At 69.0% G+C, this 13,960-nt stretch carries 16 protein-coding genes; 10 read left to right on the top strand and 6 right to left on the bottom strand.

Going from position 1 to position 13,960, the window contains the following annotated elements; translation table 11 throughout:
- The first annotated feature begins 49 nt into the window (after positions 1–49).
- From JNO44_RS36375 to JNO44_RS36360, 4 genes are all read left to right on the top strand, one after another.
- A complete protein-coding gene (locus JNO44_RS36375) occupies positions 50–1,042 on the top strand; it encodes a GlxA family transcriptional regulator (RefSeq protein WP_205368307.1) in 993 nt (330 codons plus the stop codon).
- A gap of 346 nt (positions 1,043–1,388) precedes the next feature.
- Positions 1,389–1,775: a BlaI/MecI/CopY family transcriptional regulator gene (locus tag JNO44_RS36370; RefSeq protein WP_205368305.1), complete on the top strand. Its 387-nt coding sequence runs from the start codon at positions 1,389–1,391 to the stop codon at positions 1,773–1,775.
- 284 nt (positions 1,776–2,059) lie between these two features.
- On the top strand, positions 2,060–3,031 hold the full coding sequence (locus JNO44_RS36365; RefSeq protein WP_205368304.1) for a GlxA family transcriptional regulator: 972 nt from the start codon (positions 2,060–2,062) through the stop codon (positions 3,029–3,031).
- Positions 3,028–3,633, top strand: coding sequence for a DJ-1/PfpI family protein (locus JNO44_RS36360; RefSeq protein WP_205368303.1), 606 nt, complete (start codon positions 3,028–3,030; stop codon positions 3,631–3,633). Before JNO44_RS36365 ends, JNO44_RS36360 begins: the two co-directional genes overlap by 4 nt.
- Here JNO44_RS36360 and JNO44_RS36355 read toward each other — a convergent pair.
- Together JNO44_RS36355 and JNO44_RS36350 are read right to left on the bottom strand one after the other, a co-directional pair.
- Positions 3,603–4,613: a hypothetical protein gene (locus JNO44_RS36355; protein WP_205368302.1), complete on the bottom strand. Its 1,011-nt coding sequence runs from the start codon at positions 4,611–4,613 to the stop codon at positions 3,603–3,605. The two genes, JNO44_RS36360 and JNO44_RS36355, sit on opposite strands and share 31 nt — an antisense overlap.
- A gap of 155 nt (positions 4,614–4,768) precedes the next feature.
- Positions 4,769–6,100, bottom strand: coding sequence for an erythromycin esterase family protein (locus JNO44_RS36350; RefSeq protein WP_205368301.1), 1,332 nt, complete (start codon positions 6,098–6,100; stop codon positions 4,769–4,771).
- A 65-nt stretch (positions 6,101–6,165) separates the two neighbouring features.
- Between JNO44_RS36350 and JNO44_RS36345 the strand changes: the two genes are divergently transcribed.
- Together JNO44_RS36345 and JNO44_RS36340 are read left to right on the top strand one after the other, a co-directional pair.
- Positions 6,166–6,792 carry a helix-turn-helix domain-containing protein gene (locus JNO44_RS36345; RefSeq protein ID WP_205368300.1) on the top strand — a complete coding sequence of 209 codons (627 nt, stop codon included), beginning with the start codon at positions 6,166–6,168 and terminating at the stop codon, positions 6,790–6,792.
- Between the two features lie 361 nt (positions 6,793–7,153).
- Positions 7,154–8,815, top strand: a complete 1,662-nt coding sequence (locus tag JNO44_RS36340) for an APC family permease (RefSeq protein WP_205368299.1) — start codon at positions 7,154–7,156, stop codon at positions 8,813–8,815.
- A 163-nt stretch (positions 8,816–8,978) separates the two neighbouring features.
- Here the strand turns inward: JNO44_RS36340 and JNO44_RS36335 are convergent, their stop codons facing one another.
- Positions 8,979–9,266 carry a hypothetical protein gene (locus JNO44_RS36335; protein WP_205368298.1) on the bottom strand — a complete coding sequence of 96 codons (288 nt, stop codon included), beginning with the start codon at positions 9,264–9,266 and terminating at the stop codon, positions 8,979–8,981.
- A gap of 45 nt (positions 9,267–9,311) precedes the next feature.
- Positions 9,312–9,620 carry a hypothetical protein gene (locus tag JNO44_RS36330; protein ID WP_205368296.1) on the bottom strand — a complete coding sequence of 103 codons (309 nt, stop codon included), beginning with the start codon at positions 9,618–9,620 and terminating at the stop codon, positions 9,312–9,314.
- Positions 9,621–9,624: 4 nt separating this feature from the next.
- Here JNO44_RS36330 and JNO44_RS36325 point away from each other — a divergent pair, with 4 nt between their 5' ends.
- The 3 genes from JNO44_RS36325 (at position 9,625) to JNO44_RS36315 (ending at position 10,832) form a co-directional block, all read left to right on the top strand.
- Positions 9,625–9,807: a hypothetical protein gene (locus JNO44_RS36325; RefSeq protein WP_205368295.1), complete on the top strand. Its 183-nt coding sequence runs from the start codon at positions 9,625–9,627 to the stop codon at positions 9,805–9,807.
- A gap of 174 nt (positions 9,808–9,981) precedes the next feature.
- Positions 9,982–10,596 (top strand): GNAT family N-acetyltransferase, encoded by a 615-nt coding sequence (locus tag JNO44_RS36320; RefSeq protein WP_205368294.1) that lies wholly within the window; start codon positions 9,982–9,984, stop codon positions 10,594–10,596.
- The gene (locus tag JNO44_RS36315; RefSeq protein WP_205371160.1) at positions 10,593–10,832 is read left to right on the top strand and encodes a CbrC family protein; all 240 of its coding nucleotides are present in this window, start codon (positions 10,593–10,595) and stop codon (positions 10,830–10,832) included. Before JNO44_RS36320 ends, JNO44_RS36315 begins: the two co-directional genes overlap by 4 nt.
- Here JNO44_RS36315 and JNO44_RS36310 read toward each other — a convergent pair.
- Together JNO44_RS36310 and JNO44_RS36305 are read right to left on the bottom strand one after the other, a co-directional pair.
- Positions 10,817–11,524, bottom strand: a complete 708-nt coding sequence (locus tag JNO44_RS36310) for an AAA family ATPase (protein WP_205368293.1) — start codon at positions 11,522–11,524, stop codon at positions 10,817–10,819. The genes JNO44_RS36315 and JNO44_RS36310 overlap by 16 nt on opposite strands.
- Before the next feature lie 56 nt (positions 11,525–11,580).
- Positions 11,581–11,883: a hypothetical protein gene (locus tag JNO44_RS36305; RefSeq protein ID WP_205368292.1), complete on the bottom strand. Its 303-nt coding sequence runs from the start codon at positions 11,881–11,883 to the stop codon at positions 11,581–11,583.
- Positions 11,884–12,450: 567 nt separating this feature from the next.
- Between JNO44_RS36305 and JNO44_RS36300 the strand changes: the two genes are divergently transcribed.
- Positions 12,451–13,668, top strand: coding sequence for a PP2C family protein-serine/threonine phosphatase (locus JNO44_RS36300; RefSeq protein WP_240167826.1), 1,218 nt, complete (start codon positions 12,451–12,453; stop codon positions 13,666–13,668).
- Positions 13,669–13,960: the final 292 nt, after the last annotated feature.

Here is a 13,960-nt window from a genome sequence, read left to right as displayed (position 1 = left end):
GTCCGCTCACAGAAGGCGGAAAGACAGCGATCGATGGTTTACTGCCAGGATGACCCGACCGACGCCGGCCCATCGCATCGCCCTGCTCGCCTTTCCCGGCATCCGGGCCTTCGACGTTTCGGTGATCACCGAGGTGTGGGGGGCTGACCGCACCGACCGCGGAGTGCCCGCGTTCGAGTTGCGCCGGGTGGCCGCGGGCCCCGAACCGGTACCGATGCGCGGCGGGCTCGCGCTCACACCGGACCGCACTCTCGCCTGGCTCCCTCGTGCCGAGCTCGTCCTCGTGCCTGGCCTGGACGACCACGTCACCCCGGCACCCGAGCCGGTCCTGGCGGCGCTGCGCCGCGCCCACGCCCGGGGCGCCACCATCGCCGCGCTGTGCGGCGGCGCGTTCACACTCGCCCAGGCGGGACTGCTGGACGGCCGTCGGGCGCTGACCCACTGGGCGCTGACCGACCTGCTGCGGGCCCGGCACCCACGGGTGCGGGTCGAACCGGACGCCTTGTTCGTCCAGGACGGCACTCTGTGGACCTCCGCCGGAACCGCCGCCGGCATCGACCTGTGTCTGCATCTGGTGCGCGCCGCGCACGGCGCCGAGGTGGCTGCGACAGTCGCCCGCTCCATGGTCACCGCACCGTTCCGGACCGGCACCCAGGCCCAATTCATCGAACATCCCACCCCGCACGCCGACCGCGACGCGGATGCCCTGGCCCAGGTGCGCGCCTTCGCCCTGGCCCATCTCGACGAGCCGCTGACCGTGTCCGCGCTCGCCGCCCGCGCCGGGATGTCGCCGCGCTCCTTCGCCCGGCACTTCACGGCAGCCACCGGGACCACCCCACTGCGCTGGCTCGTCGACCACCGCATCGCGGCGGCCCAGAAGCTCCTCGAACGCACCGACCTGCCCATGCCCGAGGTCGCCCGCCGGTCCGGATTCGGCAGCGAGATCACCATGCGCCAGCACTTCGCGTCCCGCCTGGCAACCAGTCCGCGGGCCTACCGCGCCGCATTCGCCGAACAACCGCCCGCTGCGCAGAGGCTGTGACTTTTCGGACTGGAGGGGGCCTTCGGTGCGTCCGCGGAGGGTGTCTTGGCCAGTGCGGAGGACGAAGTGCCCTACCGGAACGGCATGTTGGGCGAGGACCGTGCTGATCCCGCGCCAGTACTCACTCCGCGCCCAGGACAGCAGTGCACCGGTCGTGATCGACATGGTGCCGTTCTTCGCCGAGGCGAATCCATACGCCCGCGGGCGGCATCGTGCTCGGCATCAGCCGCATCGCTGAGGCACTGCGCAGGGTCGATGGCCTGACCTCCCCCGACCACGCCTCCTTTTCGGGGGATACCGGGCGGAAATGGCCGGCATTTCCGATGTCTCTCACTATTCTTCTTGTATGCCAAGGCCCTTGGGTGATTTGGAAGACGCGGTGATGACGCGGGTCTGGGAGTGGAACCGCCCGGTCACTGTTCGAGAAGTTCTGGAGGATCTCCAGAAGGAACGGTCGATCGCCTACACCACGGTCATGACCGTATTGGACAACCTGCATCAGAAGGGCTGGGTGCGCCGCGAAGCCGAAGGCCGAGCCTATCGATACAAGGCGGTCTCCACCCGCGCCGCCTACTCGGCCGCGCTGATGAACGAAGCATGGTCCACCAGCGACAACCCCGCCGCCGCACTTGTTGCCTTCTTCGGCATGATGGCGCCGGAACAACGACGATCTCTCCGTGACGCCCTACGGATGGCGCAGGTCGAAGGCCAGGTCGAGGCGAAGGAAAAATAGGGTGTTCGGTCGAGGGGCCCGGGGCAGTCGGGTGGCTTGATGAGGACCTCAACTGGGCGAATTCCAGAACTCTGACCATGGTCTCGTGAATGGTCACGAGCAGAGGTTTACGGATTCCGGCCATCGGCCGCATACCGTCTCGGCCCGGGCCCGAGGGCGGGGGTGCCGTGGCTGTGCCCCACCGCGCAGCCGCTCTCAGCAGCCACTGTTGCGCTCTCCGGCATGGCGCAAAGCGTGGGGTATGTGTCGTTGACGCCCTCCGGTGCCGAAGACAGGGTGGAGGAGTGGAGCAGCGCCGCATCGTTTTTGTGATCTTCGAGGGTTTCCAGCCCCTCGACCTCTTCGGCCCGTACGAGGTGTTCGACCATGCTCATAAGCTCACCGGTGGGTACACCTGCCAGGTCACGGCACCGCAGCCGGGGGCGGTCCGGTTCGGCAGTGGCCTCTCGGTACACGTTCCCTACGGCGTGGCCGATGTGGATCCCGAGGGGATCGACACCGTGGTGGTGGCGGGGGGCGGTGGGGTCGACCAGGCCAGGCATGATCCCGCACTGACGCGTTGGATCGCCGAGGCTGGGGTCAGCGCCCGCCGGGTCACCTCGGTGTGCAGTGGGGTGTTTCTGCTTGCTGCCGCCGGTCTGCTGCGGGGGCGCAGGGTGACCACTCATTGGGCGCGTGAGCAGCAGCTTGTGCGGGAGCATCCTGAGCTGGTTGTTGACTGTGATCCGATTTTTCTCAGGGACGGGCGGGTGTGGACGTCGGCGGGGGTGACGGCGGGGATGGATCTCGCGCTGGCCTTGGTGGAGGATGACTTGGGTAGGGAGGTCGCGCACGCCGTGGCGCAGGAGATGGTGTTGTTCTTGCGCCGCCCGGGCAGTCAGTCGCAGTTCAGTGTGCCGTTGTGGTCCGCGCAGCCGGCCACCGATCCCCTCCGTGCCGTGGTCGCGGCGGTCCATGCCGACCCCGGTGCTCGGCACGGCATCACCGAGCTCGCCTCGCGCGCCGGGCTGAGCCCCCGTCATTTCCAGCGCAGGTTCACAGCCGAACTCGGTGTCCCGCCGGCGACGTATGTCGAGGGCGTACGCATCGAGGCCGCCAAGCGGGCGCTCGCCGAGAGCGACCACCCCATCGAGACCCTCGCACGACGGTACGGCTTCGGCACCGCGGAGACGCTGCGCCGTGCGTTCCACCGGCACGTCGGCGTTGCACCGTCCGACTACCGCGACCGATTCCGATCCACCAGGGAGCACCTATGACCGCCTACGGGATGCTGATCTTCGAGGGAGCGGAGGAACTGGACTTCGTCGGGCCGTGGGAGGTGTTCACCGCCTCCTCCATGCTGCGCGACCACACCGACACGGTGCGGCTCATCGCCGAACACCCCGGCGCCGTCCGTTGCAACAAGGGCATGCGGGTCCTACCGGACCACACCCTGGACGATCACCCTGCGCTGGACGTCCTGCTGGTCCCGGGCGGCAACGGGACCCGCCGCCAGGTGTCCAACCCCGTCCTCATCGACTGGATCCGCGCCACCGCCGCCCGCACCACCTGGACCACCAGCGTGTGCACCGGAGCCCTGCTCCTGCACGAAGCAGGCCCGGCACGCGGCCGACGGGTCGCCACCCACCACCTCTTCGAGGACACCCTGCAGGCCAGGGGCGATGTCACCGTGGTCCGCGACGCCCGCTATGTCGTCGACGGGAACCTGGTCACCAGTCAGGGCGTCTCGGCCGGCATCGACATGGCCCTGTGGCTCATCGGCCGCCTCCACGGCCGCGACCACGCCCGCGCGGTCCGCCGGTACATCCAGTACGAACCCGCCCCGCCCTACCTCGCCGACGAGCCAGTGCCCGCATGACACCGTTGGTTTCGGACGACGGCGGCAAGGACGGTGGCGATCCTGGGGAGGAAGATCCGCTGGCGACCCTCTGGAGGGTCTTGTGCTCCTTGGCCTCGGCACAGAGCCACGGACGGTGCAACTTTGCCGGCCGATGGAGTGGGAAGTAGGCGCGCCTGCGTGAAATCCGGCGTGCAGAGGTACACATCTCGCGCCCGATTTCCTGCCGACCAGGAGAAAACGCGATGCATACGTACATAGGCCGTTCGCTTGCCGCTGCGGCGCTTGCCGTCGTGATGGCCGCCCCGCTCGCCGGCCCTGCCCAGGGTGACCCTCAGAGCCGGGCCATGGGGATGAGCGGTGACCACGGCCGCGATCGACGGCACGACGGGTGTGACCCGTGGTGCCGTGGTGGTGATGATGACGGTTTTGGCTCGGGGGACGTTGGTGCGGGGGGTGATGGGGAGCGGGTTGACGGCCGGCGGCACGATGGGTGCGATCAGTGCCGTGATGACGGCGATGGGTTCGGCCCGGGTGGCGTCGGCTCGGGTGGCGTCGGCTCTGGTGGTATCGGCTCTGGTGGTGTCGGCGCGGGGGATGGCGGCGGGCGGGTTGACGGTCGGCGGCATGACGGGTGCGATCAGTGCCGTGGTGACGGCGATGGTCCGGGCTCGGGCGACGTTGGCCCGGGGAGCGTCGAGGGGGGTGACGGCGAACGGAGCCATGGCGACCAGGGGGGCTCCGATGGGGATGGCCCCGGCCTGTTCGACGAGTTCGGTTCCGAGCTGTTTCGTTTGGGACTGTTCGGCGTGGATCCGCTCGGCTTCGGTAGCTCCCTGTTCGGCTGATTCCGCCGCCAGAAGCCGGAAGCCAGAAGCCAGAAGCCAGAAGCCGGAAGCCGGAAGCCAGCCAGGGATGCCGAGCCGGGTGGACTGTTCGCACAGCTCGGCATGCTGAGAGGGGTGGCTCGATGCCGTGAATCCGTCGTGATTTCGTGGCATCGGTACAGGGACCGCCATGGAGCGGTGAGGGCGCCAACGGAGCCGTGATTGGCGGGCGTTACCGGCTTGTCGACGTGATCGGACGAGGTGGGATGGGCCGGGAGGGGCGTGGCCTCAGTGGGTGGGGCCTGGCGCGGCGTTCTGGCCGGCCCTGGTCATGGTGACTTCCACCGGGAGAACGCCTCCTGCACGTCGTGTGGTGAGTTGGCGAGGGCTTCGTCGTCGGGTTGGGCTGCGGTGACGTGGGGGAGGTGGATGATGACGTCATAGGCGTCCAGGGGCCTCACATCGGAGTAGAGGGTGCCCAGACGCTGCTGGGAGCTGGCCCGGACGGCGGCGGTGTCGGCGGGGGACAGCCGGCGCAGGTCGGTGGCGAAGGGGCCGTCGCTGCTGGCGGCCATGAGTGCATCCAGGCTGCCGGGCCGGGGTGGCTGCAGATCGGTGAAGAGCTTGCCGGCGTAGAAGTCGGCTCCTGTGCTGAGGGTCTCTCCGGTGCCGTTGGTGATGCCGATGGCAAGGTAGTCCTCGCCGATCCGATCGGCCAGGTGCATGCCCATGGCGGCGGCCGAGGTCATGCCGGGCCACAGGGCCGGCCAGCGCTGGACGTGGCCGTTGTGGGCGACCAGCATGATCCGGTCCTCCCGGCGCAGGATCCATTCGACGGTGTCCGCGATGGCGGCGTCACGGTTGGCGAACAGGCTGTCCCGGTCGCCTCGGGCCATGGCGCGGGCATTGGCGTCGATGACGACTGCCAGGCGTAGCGCGCGCAGCGCGCGTTCGTAGGCGCCGGCAGTGGTCCGTCCCCGGTAGTGCAGGCCGCGTCCCTCCATGCGCCCGGTGAGCTCGGCCAAGCCCGCCGTCAACGCGTCCCGACGCGCGGGTGCGAGCTGCCCGTAGGCGGCAACGGCCTGGGCGAGGGAGAGGGCGGAGGGCACCGCGAAGGCGGCCGCGGTTTCCCGGATGTTCGGGTCCACCTCGAAGTCGGGGTCCGCCTGCGCGAGGTAGGCGATGGCGGTGTCGAGGCCGGGTAGCACGGACACGTTCGACCCGGACAGGTCGATGCCGTAGAAACCGACCGGTCGAGCGGCGGTGAGGTTGTGCCCGCGCATCCACTCCAGATGGTCCCGCATCTCGGTCCACAGCCCCATCAGCGAGGTGATGCCGTTGGCCATGACGTGGCCGGGCTGCCCCTGACCGCCGCGGACCCAGTCGTCGGTCAGCCAGCCCTCGACGAATCCCGACTCCATCGCGTAGGCGCCGAACCCGTGCCGCTCGACCAGGTAGCGCATCAGGCGGTGACGTAAGAGGTAGGACTCGTGGTTGTAGTGGGCGTTCTCGCCGATCGCCACCACCCTCGCGTCGCCGATCGCCTCGTCCAGCCAAGCCAGATCGTCCTGCGGCCCGTCCGGGTCCAGTGTGCGCAGCGGATGTACCGCCTCGCTGCTCAACCGAGTCGATGCCGGCGAGGCGTCCGTGTTCGCTGTCATGTTCCCATGCCCCCTTCATGAGTTCTCAACTTTGGGAACGGTACCAGGTATGGGAGCATTAGGGAGTGGACACCCTCGACCTGCTGCTGCACCCGGTGCGACTGCGCATCACCCATGCCATGTCCGGCGGGCGGACCTGCTCCGCCGTCGAGTTGTGCGCGATGCTGCGCGATGTCCCCAAGTCCACCGTGTACCGACACGTCGGTCTACTGGCCGAGGGTGGAGTGCTGGAGGTGGCGGGCGAGCAACGGGTGCGCGGCGCGGTGGAGCGGCGCTACCGGCTCCGCCGGGACCGGATGGCGATCACCCCCGAGGCGGGAGCGTCGATGTCCCTGGACGACCACCGCCGCGGGTTCGCCGCCGCCATGGCCGTCCTGCTCGCCGAGTTCAACGCCTACCTCGACCGGCCAGGAGCCGCGCCGTTCGCCGACTCCGTGGGCTATCGGCAGGGCGTCTACTGGCTCAGTCCCGACGAACTCGCCGAAATGATCGATGAGTTGCGTCATTCCTTCGCGTCGCGCGCGGGCAACGGGCCGGCGCCGGGCCGTAGGCCCCACCTGATGAGCCCGATCTTCTTCCCGGCCGAGGAACCAGTCAGCTGCGAAGAGCACCCCGACGGCCGCAGCGGGGCCGATGGGCAGGCACATACGGAGGGACAGGCACAGGTGGCTGGGCGGGCCGATGGAGAGTGACGCGGTCACCGGGCAATCCGCGCCACCCCGCCGGCCGCCTCGTAGTGAGTGTCTGGTCCCACTGACGCCAGTCGACTGCGGGCTGCCGACCAGGGGTGACTGGCTTCGCCGAGACGGCCGCTCGCCGGCTGGGCGTGGAGATCCCATCCCGATGGCCCGCGTCGACTCGGCTCGTTGAGACGGATCGGCCGATTCCGGCCGCCCTGAAGTGGGCCGGCCGCCCCCGCGCACAGCCGGACGGCGACCTCCGCCACCAGGACCGTGATCGGTGGCCGGAGGCCGAGCGGATGAAAGATTGACCAAAAAGTTCACTTAGGGTGTGTCCGGATCTCTTCGCACGGCAGAACGGACACAGTCCGCCATGGACATGAGCGCGGCCAGCACAAAGAACCTCAGCCTTTTCGCCTTGATCATGATTGGGCTGGGGTCCATTTTCGGCTCCGGCTGGCTCTTCGGGGCCGGTCAGGCCGCACAGGTCGCAGGGCCCGCGGCGCTGGTCGCCTGGGTCGTCGGGGCCGTCTTCATCGGCATGATCGCCATGTCGTACGCCGAGGTCGGGGCCGCCTACCCGCTGCCCGGCGCCATGGCGCGCTTCGGATCGATCTCCCACGGCCCGGTGCTCGGTTTCGTCAGCGGCTGGGCGGTGTGGATCGGGGTCGCCTCCCTGATCCCGATCGAGTCCATCGCGGGCACCCAGTACATGTCCTCCTGGAATTACGACTGGGCCAGGGGGCTCGTCTCCGACGGCAGCCTCACGGCCTCCGGCATGGCGATGGCCCTGTTCCTGACCTTCGTCCTGTGGTTCGCCTGCTACTGGTCGGTCGCGCTGCTGGCCCGGGCCAATACGGTGCTGACCCTGGTGAAGTTCGCCATCCCGGTGCTCGTCGTCGCCGCGCTGATCGCCTCCGGCTTCCACCCCGGCAACTTCACCGGCCACGGCGGCTTCGCGCCCAACGGCTGGTCCGCCGTGATGACGGCCGTCACCACCTCGGGCGTCGTCTTCGCCTTCAACGGCTTCCAGGCCGTCGTCAACCTCGGCGGTGCCGCCCGGAACCCCGGCCGAGCCATCCCGCTCGCCCTGGTCGGCGCGCTCTCCCTGGGACTGGTGATCTACCTCGCGCTGCAGGTCGCCTTCCTCGGCTCGGTACCGCCGGAGAAGCTCGCCGCGGCAGGCGGGTGGCATGGGATCAACTTCGCCTCCCCCTTCGCCGACCTGGCCAAGCTCCTGATGCTGCACTGGGTCGCCACCCTGGTCCAGTTCGGCGCCTTCATCTCGCCGTGCGGTGCCAACATCGCCAACGTGGCCTCTGCCTCGTTCCTGGCGCAGAACCTGGCGGAGACCGGTTTCTTCCCCAAGAAGATCGCCGAGGTGCACCCCCGCTACGGCACCGCCCGCCCCGCGATGTGGCTCAACCTCGGCTTCTCCGTGGTCCTGCTGCTCACCATCGGCCACAGTTGGGAAGCCCTGGCCAGTGTCGTCTCGGCCGCCATGGTCGTCTCGTACCTGATCGGCCCCATCGCGGTGGGCGTCCTGCGCCGGACCAAGCCGGATCTGCCGCGCCCGTTCCGCCTGCCGGCCGCCTCGGTGCTCTGCCCGATCACCTTCGCCTTCGCGGCGTGCGCCCTGTACTGGTCGAAGTGGCCCAACACCGGCAAGGTGACCCTGCTCGTCCTGGTGTCCGTACCGATCGCGGCCCTGGTGTTGCGCCGCCGAGGCGAGCGGAACCTGTCCCGCCAGTTCGCCGCCGCCTGGTGGATGATCGGGTTCCTGCTGTGGCTCTCGATGCTGTCGGCCCTGGGCGGCAAGGAGTTCGGCGGCAACGGTGTGCTGCCGGGCGGTGTGGACATCGCCCTGGTCGGTGTGTCGGCCCTGGGCTTCTACTTCTGGGCGGTGCGCGCCGGCGTCCAGGCCGATCGCGCCGGCCTGACGGATTCCGACCTCACGCTCGCCACCGAGCCCGAGGCGGAACTGACCGTCCTGCCTGGCCAGCGATCCGGGGAGCGCGAAGCCGTGGTCTCCTGAGACAACTCGCTCGGACAGCCGTCGGATGGGCAATGACCCGTCCGGCGGCTGTCTGTTTCTGGATGCCTTCGTATGCCTTCGTATGTCTTCGTCCCGGGCGATCGGGCGATCGGGACGCGTACGTGGATGACCGTCGGTCCGGCGCGGGAGCATGACGGGCCGGTCAGCGGTCCGCACGCAGCGCACGTGGACGCATCGTCGAAGAAGTTGCCGAACACTGCGCGAAATCAACGCAGTTCAGGTCTCTGGCGGGATTGAGGTGGCAGGCGTCGCCCGTGGGACCGCCCTTGACTTCTTCGACCGCGCCGCTGCCACCAGCCGGCGAGCCCATCGCCAGGCATTTCGAACCATGCTGTACAGCGGGCTCGTCCCGATGGTGGCCATCGCGCTGGACCACTTCTGCGACGACGAGGGGCTCACCCGGTTCGACCTGGACGACGAGGCGCTCCATCCCAACGTCCTTGCTCTCGCCCGCCAGCTCCTGACGCTGTCGCCGTCAACGGTGCGGGTCAGCCGGGAGACCGGCGCCGGAGCCAGTCACGCCAGCGCGCTGGACGTCCTGGCGCTGCTCGCCGGGCCCGAGGACGCCATTCTGCTCACGACCGCGCTCCGACGCCGTGACGCCGAAGCGCTGGTCCGCGAGCGTGCGATCCGCGCGGCGCAGAACTGCCTCGACCGATGGGAAGAGCCGGACGCCCGAGTCGTCGCCGCCCTGGAAGAACTCGTCTTCGACCCCACGGCTGCCATGGACGACCGCACGCTCGCCGTCATCGCCCTGTTCGACGTGCCCGGACCAACAGGTCACCGCCGTGCTCCTGCGCGCCGCCCACTCCGACGTCCTGCCCCTCCAGGTCGAAGGCGCGCTGGGCCTCACCCACGACGACCAGATCGACCAGCATCGCGACCTCGTACGCGACCTCGTCGCCTCCTGGCCCGGCGGCGAGGACGAACCCGAACGGGCCTGGCTCGTCCGGCACGCGCTGAGGGCCTGACACTCAGCGAGAACCATTGCGGCGCCGCGGCAGCACCGGCGAGGACGGAACGAGCGGACGCCGCGGCGGAACAAGACGGCGTGGTGCATGGTGATGTCTTCGCCCGGCCCAACGGACCCGACCTGGGACAGAATTGACTTGTCCCAGGCACAACGCCCCGATACCTTCCGGTCCATGCCTGCTCAGACTCCGCTGCCCGTCACGCTCACCGGCCGCCAAGTACGCCTGGAGCCGCTGGCGATGAACCATCTCGGTGAACTCTTCGAGGCGGGGGGCGGCGACGAGGAGCTGTGGCGGTGGCTGGGTGGGCCGGTGCCACGGACACAGGTGGAGCTGGGCGAGAAGCTCGCCACTGTGCTTGAGGCCGCCGAGCGGGGCGTCTACGTTCCCTTTGCGGTCATCCACCGTGCCACCGACAAGGCCATCGGCTGGACCACGTACATGGACATCGACGTGGACGACGAACGACTGGAGATCGGCTGGACGTGGTACGGGCGCGCATACTGGCGCACCGCCGTCAATACCGAGTCGAAGCTGCTCCTGCTCACCCACGCCTTCGAAGACCTGGGCATGGAGCGCGTGCAGTTGAAGACCGACCATCTCAATCACCGTTCCCAGGCCGCGATCGCACGTATCGGGGGGCGCCGCGAAGGCGTACTCCGCCGCCACTACCGACGCCCCGACGGCACCTGGCGGGACACGGTGTACTTCTCGATCCTCGCCGACGAGTGGCCTGAGGCCAAGCACAACCTGGCTGCTCGCCTGGGAGAAGCCGGCCATGCCGGATAGTTGCGACGTGCGCCTGCTGCGGGCGGGAACGCGGGTACATCGACAAGGGTCCGGTCTACGCGGCCGAGGAGTTCAAGGGCCGGCTGTGCCCCTGGTGCATCGCGGCGCCTGAGCGCGGCGCCATGGTTGTTGGAGCGGCACGCGCCGAACACGGCGTGAATCACGCTCGGGCCGGTGTCCGTCCGGCGTATTCGCGAGGCGGTCCCCCTCGACTGTCGTCTCAGTCGAGGATGTGACGTAGATAGGACTGCGGGTCGGCGAGATAGCGACGCCAGTGGTCGACCAGGGTGAGTTCGTGCCAGGCAAGCCGGCGCATGCCGTGCTCGCCGACCTCGATGATGTCCGCGCCAGGCAGTGCGGTCAGCAGGGGCGAGTGGGTGGCGCAGATGACCTGACCGCCGTTCTTCACCAGCTGGTCGAGGTGTCCGAGCAGTTCCAGGCAGGAAGCGAACGACAGCGCGGCCTCGGGCTCGTCCATCACATACAGGCCGGGCTGGAGGAACTTGCCTCGGAATGCCGCGAGGAAGCCCTCTCCGTGACTGACCGACTCCGGCGCGAACCCTTCTCGGTCCAGGGCGTCCAGCGCCGTCTCGGCGCGCAGGAAGAACCCCTTGCGGGCGGCCCAACTGCCCAGCATGCGGCGTCCGCGCGGAGTCGCGTCGAAACGGATCCGCTCACCCAGCACCGACTTGGGGCGGTGACTGGCGTAACGCCAGTCGTGGGAGCCGCCCCACGAGTCCAGACCGAATCCCTCTGCGAGGGCCTCGACCAGGGTCGACTTGCCCGAACCGTTCTCGCCGACGAGGAAGGTCACAGGCGCGGTGAACCGCAGCCCTTCCGCCATCAGCCCGCGCACACAAGGAACGGACCAGGGCCACTCATCTCGGGCATACGAGGCCACATGTGCGTACGCATGTTCGATAATCACAAGACGAGTCTCCCATACGGCGGACGAAGGGTGCGTGGTTTGGCGCGAGTGTGTGATCAGCTCTGGGGCGCATGGCCGATGGTGCGCAGGATCTCGGAAAGCCAGACGAGATGACAGTCCAGGGCCTCGTCCGGCTCGTCAGGCAGTTTCTCGACCGACTGCCAGGAGTGGGCGAGTGAGCCGAGGGTGAGTTCCGTCGGCTGGCGTCCCGTGTCGTAGAGCTCTTCCTGGGGGATGGACCAGAAGTAGTCCTCGGACAGCGCGATGGCATCGCCGTGCTGCGCTTCGGCGTTCCGCAGCGCGACGTCGAGGGCGGCACGCAGGCGAGCAAAGGGGATGGTAAGGGAGTAGTCGGTCATGGTGCCTATTTTTACGTGTCGGGTGACGCGTGAGTTGCCAGGGTCGGTGGCGGGTTTGGTGGGGGAGAGCGGGCGACGCAACGGCTCACTTCACGCGGCAAGCGTTGGGCGCTTGGGCGCTTGGGTGCAGGTGTCCTGCCGGCCCGGCCGTGGCCCGTCGCCGTCAGCTGTGGGCCCAGCCGCACCCCGGAGCCACAGCCATTCCGCCCCAGCGGCGAGGTGGTCGGAGTGGTCTCGCCGATCCGATATGATCATGACGCAGCTTCGGCCCGCGGACAGTGGGCGGGCAGGAGTAATGCGTCTGTGGTCCAAGGAAAGACGTCCACCATCCGGTGGGAGATGCAGGTGCAAGGCCGGCCAGGCGCTCCATTCAGAAGGTCCCTTCCCGCGTACGGGGAGGGACCTTCTGCATTGCCTGGCCGCTCCTCCCCAGGGGCCGATCACGACCAGCTAGGGAATGGTGGTGCGCCCTGGAAACTGCCCTGGCCCTAGCTCTCGCCCCCGCCCGGCGCGGTCATGCCTGACGTGAGAGCGGTGGGGATCGGTGTGAGACTGGGCACGGAAGGGGTGATCCCTGTGTCGGACCTACCGCACACGTCCGCCGGTCCGGACACAGCCGTCGACGAGAGTCGGCTGGAAGAGCTGATCATCGAGGCACAGACGGTCCTGCCGTTCGAACTGCCTGCCCTGGCGAACCGGTGCGCCTCGGCCCTCGGCCTGGACTCTGCACTGATCTACCTCGTCGACCTGCAACAACGACTGCTCATCCCGCTCGACGAGGTCATGGAGCCGCTGCCGGTGGACCGCTCGCCGGCCGGCTGGGCGTACCGCACGGTCTCCTCGCGGGTGGCCGAGGCCGACGACGGCGTGATCGTCTGGCTGCCCTTGATCGACGGTGCGGAGCGGCTGGGCGTGCTGGCGGTGCGGACCGCCTCGCTCAACGGGGCGCGGATGCGCCGTAGCCGGATGTTGGCCCATCTGTTCGCCATGCTGATCACCTCCAAGCGCGCCTACAGCGACTGGCTCGCCGGCCTCACCCGCACCGCCACCATGCGGTTGCCCACCGAGATGCTGCGGGCCTTCCTGCCACCCCATACCGTCGGCAGCAGCAGGTGCGTCTCGACCGCGGTCCTGGAACCGGCGTACAACGTCGCCGGTGACGCCTATGACCACTCGGTGGTCAAGAACGTGCTGCACGCCATGATCCTCGACTCCATGGGGCACGATCTGATCGCCGGCCTGACCACCTCGGTCGCTATGGCGGCGGCGCGGAACGCCCGCCGCGGCGGTGGCGACCTGGTCGACGTGGTCGGCTCCGTCGACCAGGCGCTCGCCCAATGGCTGCCCGACCACTTCTGCACCGGCGTGCTGTGTCGGCTCGACGCGGTCACCGGGGTGCTGCAATGGGTCAACTGTGGTCACCCGCCGCCGCTGCTGATCCGTGACAAGCGAGTGCTCGACGGTGTGTTGGACAGGCCCCCGCAGCCTCCGATCGGCCTGGCCGGCCAACTCGCCCCGGCAGCACGGGAAGTGCACGAGACCACGCTGGAACCAGGCGACTGCGTCCTGCTCTACACCGACGGTGTCGTGGAGGCTCGTGACGCGGACGGAGCGGAGTTCGGCCTCGGCCGGTTCACCGAATTCATCATCCGCTCCTCCGCCGCGGGCCAGCTCCCGGCCGAGGTGCTGCGGCTGCTGACACACGCCATCCTCGATTACCAGCGCAACCAACTACGGGACGACGCGACCATCCTGCTCTTCGAGTGGCGTCCGCAGTACCGGTGACGCGGTGGTACGGCACCGAGCCTCGCTGTGCCGCTCTCGCGCCCCCTCCGGCCGGTTCAGGTGCTCGGCCAGCACCTCCGGGAACACCCCGAGTTGCTCGGTGGCGGACGCGACGTTCGACGCCGCCCCCCCTGCCCGGTCCGTACGGCACGGATGTCGCGCCGGTCTGGGGTGTGGATCGCGTCCGTGTCGCGGTAGCCGGCGGCGGCCGACGCCGCGTTGCCGCATCGCCGCATCGCCGCATCGCCGCGTCGGCAGTGCGCGGGCCCGTCGTGCATCGGGCCGCTCACGA

The organism is Streptomyces noursei (assembly GCF_016917755.1).
GTDB lineage: Bacteria > Actinomycetota > Actinomycetes > Streptomycetales > Streptomycetaceae > Streptomyces > Streptomyces yunnanensis.
This window is presented reverse-complemented; position numbering and strand designations above follow the sequence as displayed.

Coding starts and splice junctions, on each gene's coding strand:
- JNO44_RS36375 (WP_205368307.1), top strand. CDS start 50: ATGACCCGACCGACGCCGGCCCATCGCATCGCCCTGCTCGCCTTTCCC.
- JNO44_RS36370 (WP_205368305.1), top strand. CDS start 1,389: ATGCCAAGGCCCTTGGGTGATTTGGAAGACGCGGTGATGACGCGGGTC.
- JNO44_RS36360 (WP_205368303.1), top strand. CDS start 3,028: ATGACCGCCTACGGGATGCTGATCTTCGAGGGAGCGGAGGAACTGGAC.
- JNO44_RS36355 (WP_205368302.1), bottom strand. CDS start 4,613: ATGCCACGAAATCACGACGGATTCACGGCATCGAGCCACCCCTCTCAG.
- JNO44_RS36350 (WP_205368301.1), bottom strand. CDS start 6,100: ATGACAGCGAACACGGACGCCTCGCCGGCATCGACTCGGTTGAGCAGC.
- JNO44_RS36340 (WP_205368299.1), top strand. CDS start 7,154: ATGGACATGAGCGCGGCCAGCACAAAGAACCTCAGCCTTTTCGCCTTG.
- JNO44_RS36335 (WP_205368298.1), bottom strand. CDS start 9,266: ATGGAGCGCCTCGTCGTCCAGGTCGAACCGGGTGAGCCCCTCGTCGTC.
- JNO44_RS36320 (WP_205368294.1), top strand. CDS start 9,982: ATGCCTGCTCAGACTCCGCTGCCCGTCACGCTCACCGGCCGCCAAGTA.
- JNO44_RS36305 (WP_205368292.1), bottom strand. CDS start 11,883: ATGACCGACTACTCCCTTACCATCCCCTTTGCTCGCCTGCGTGCCGCC.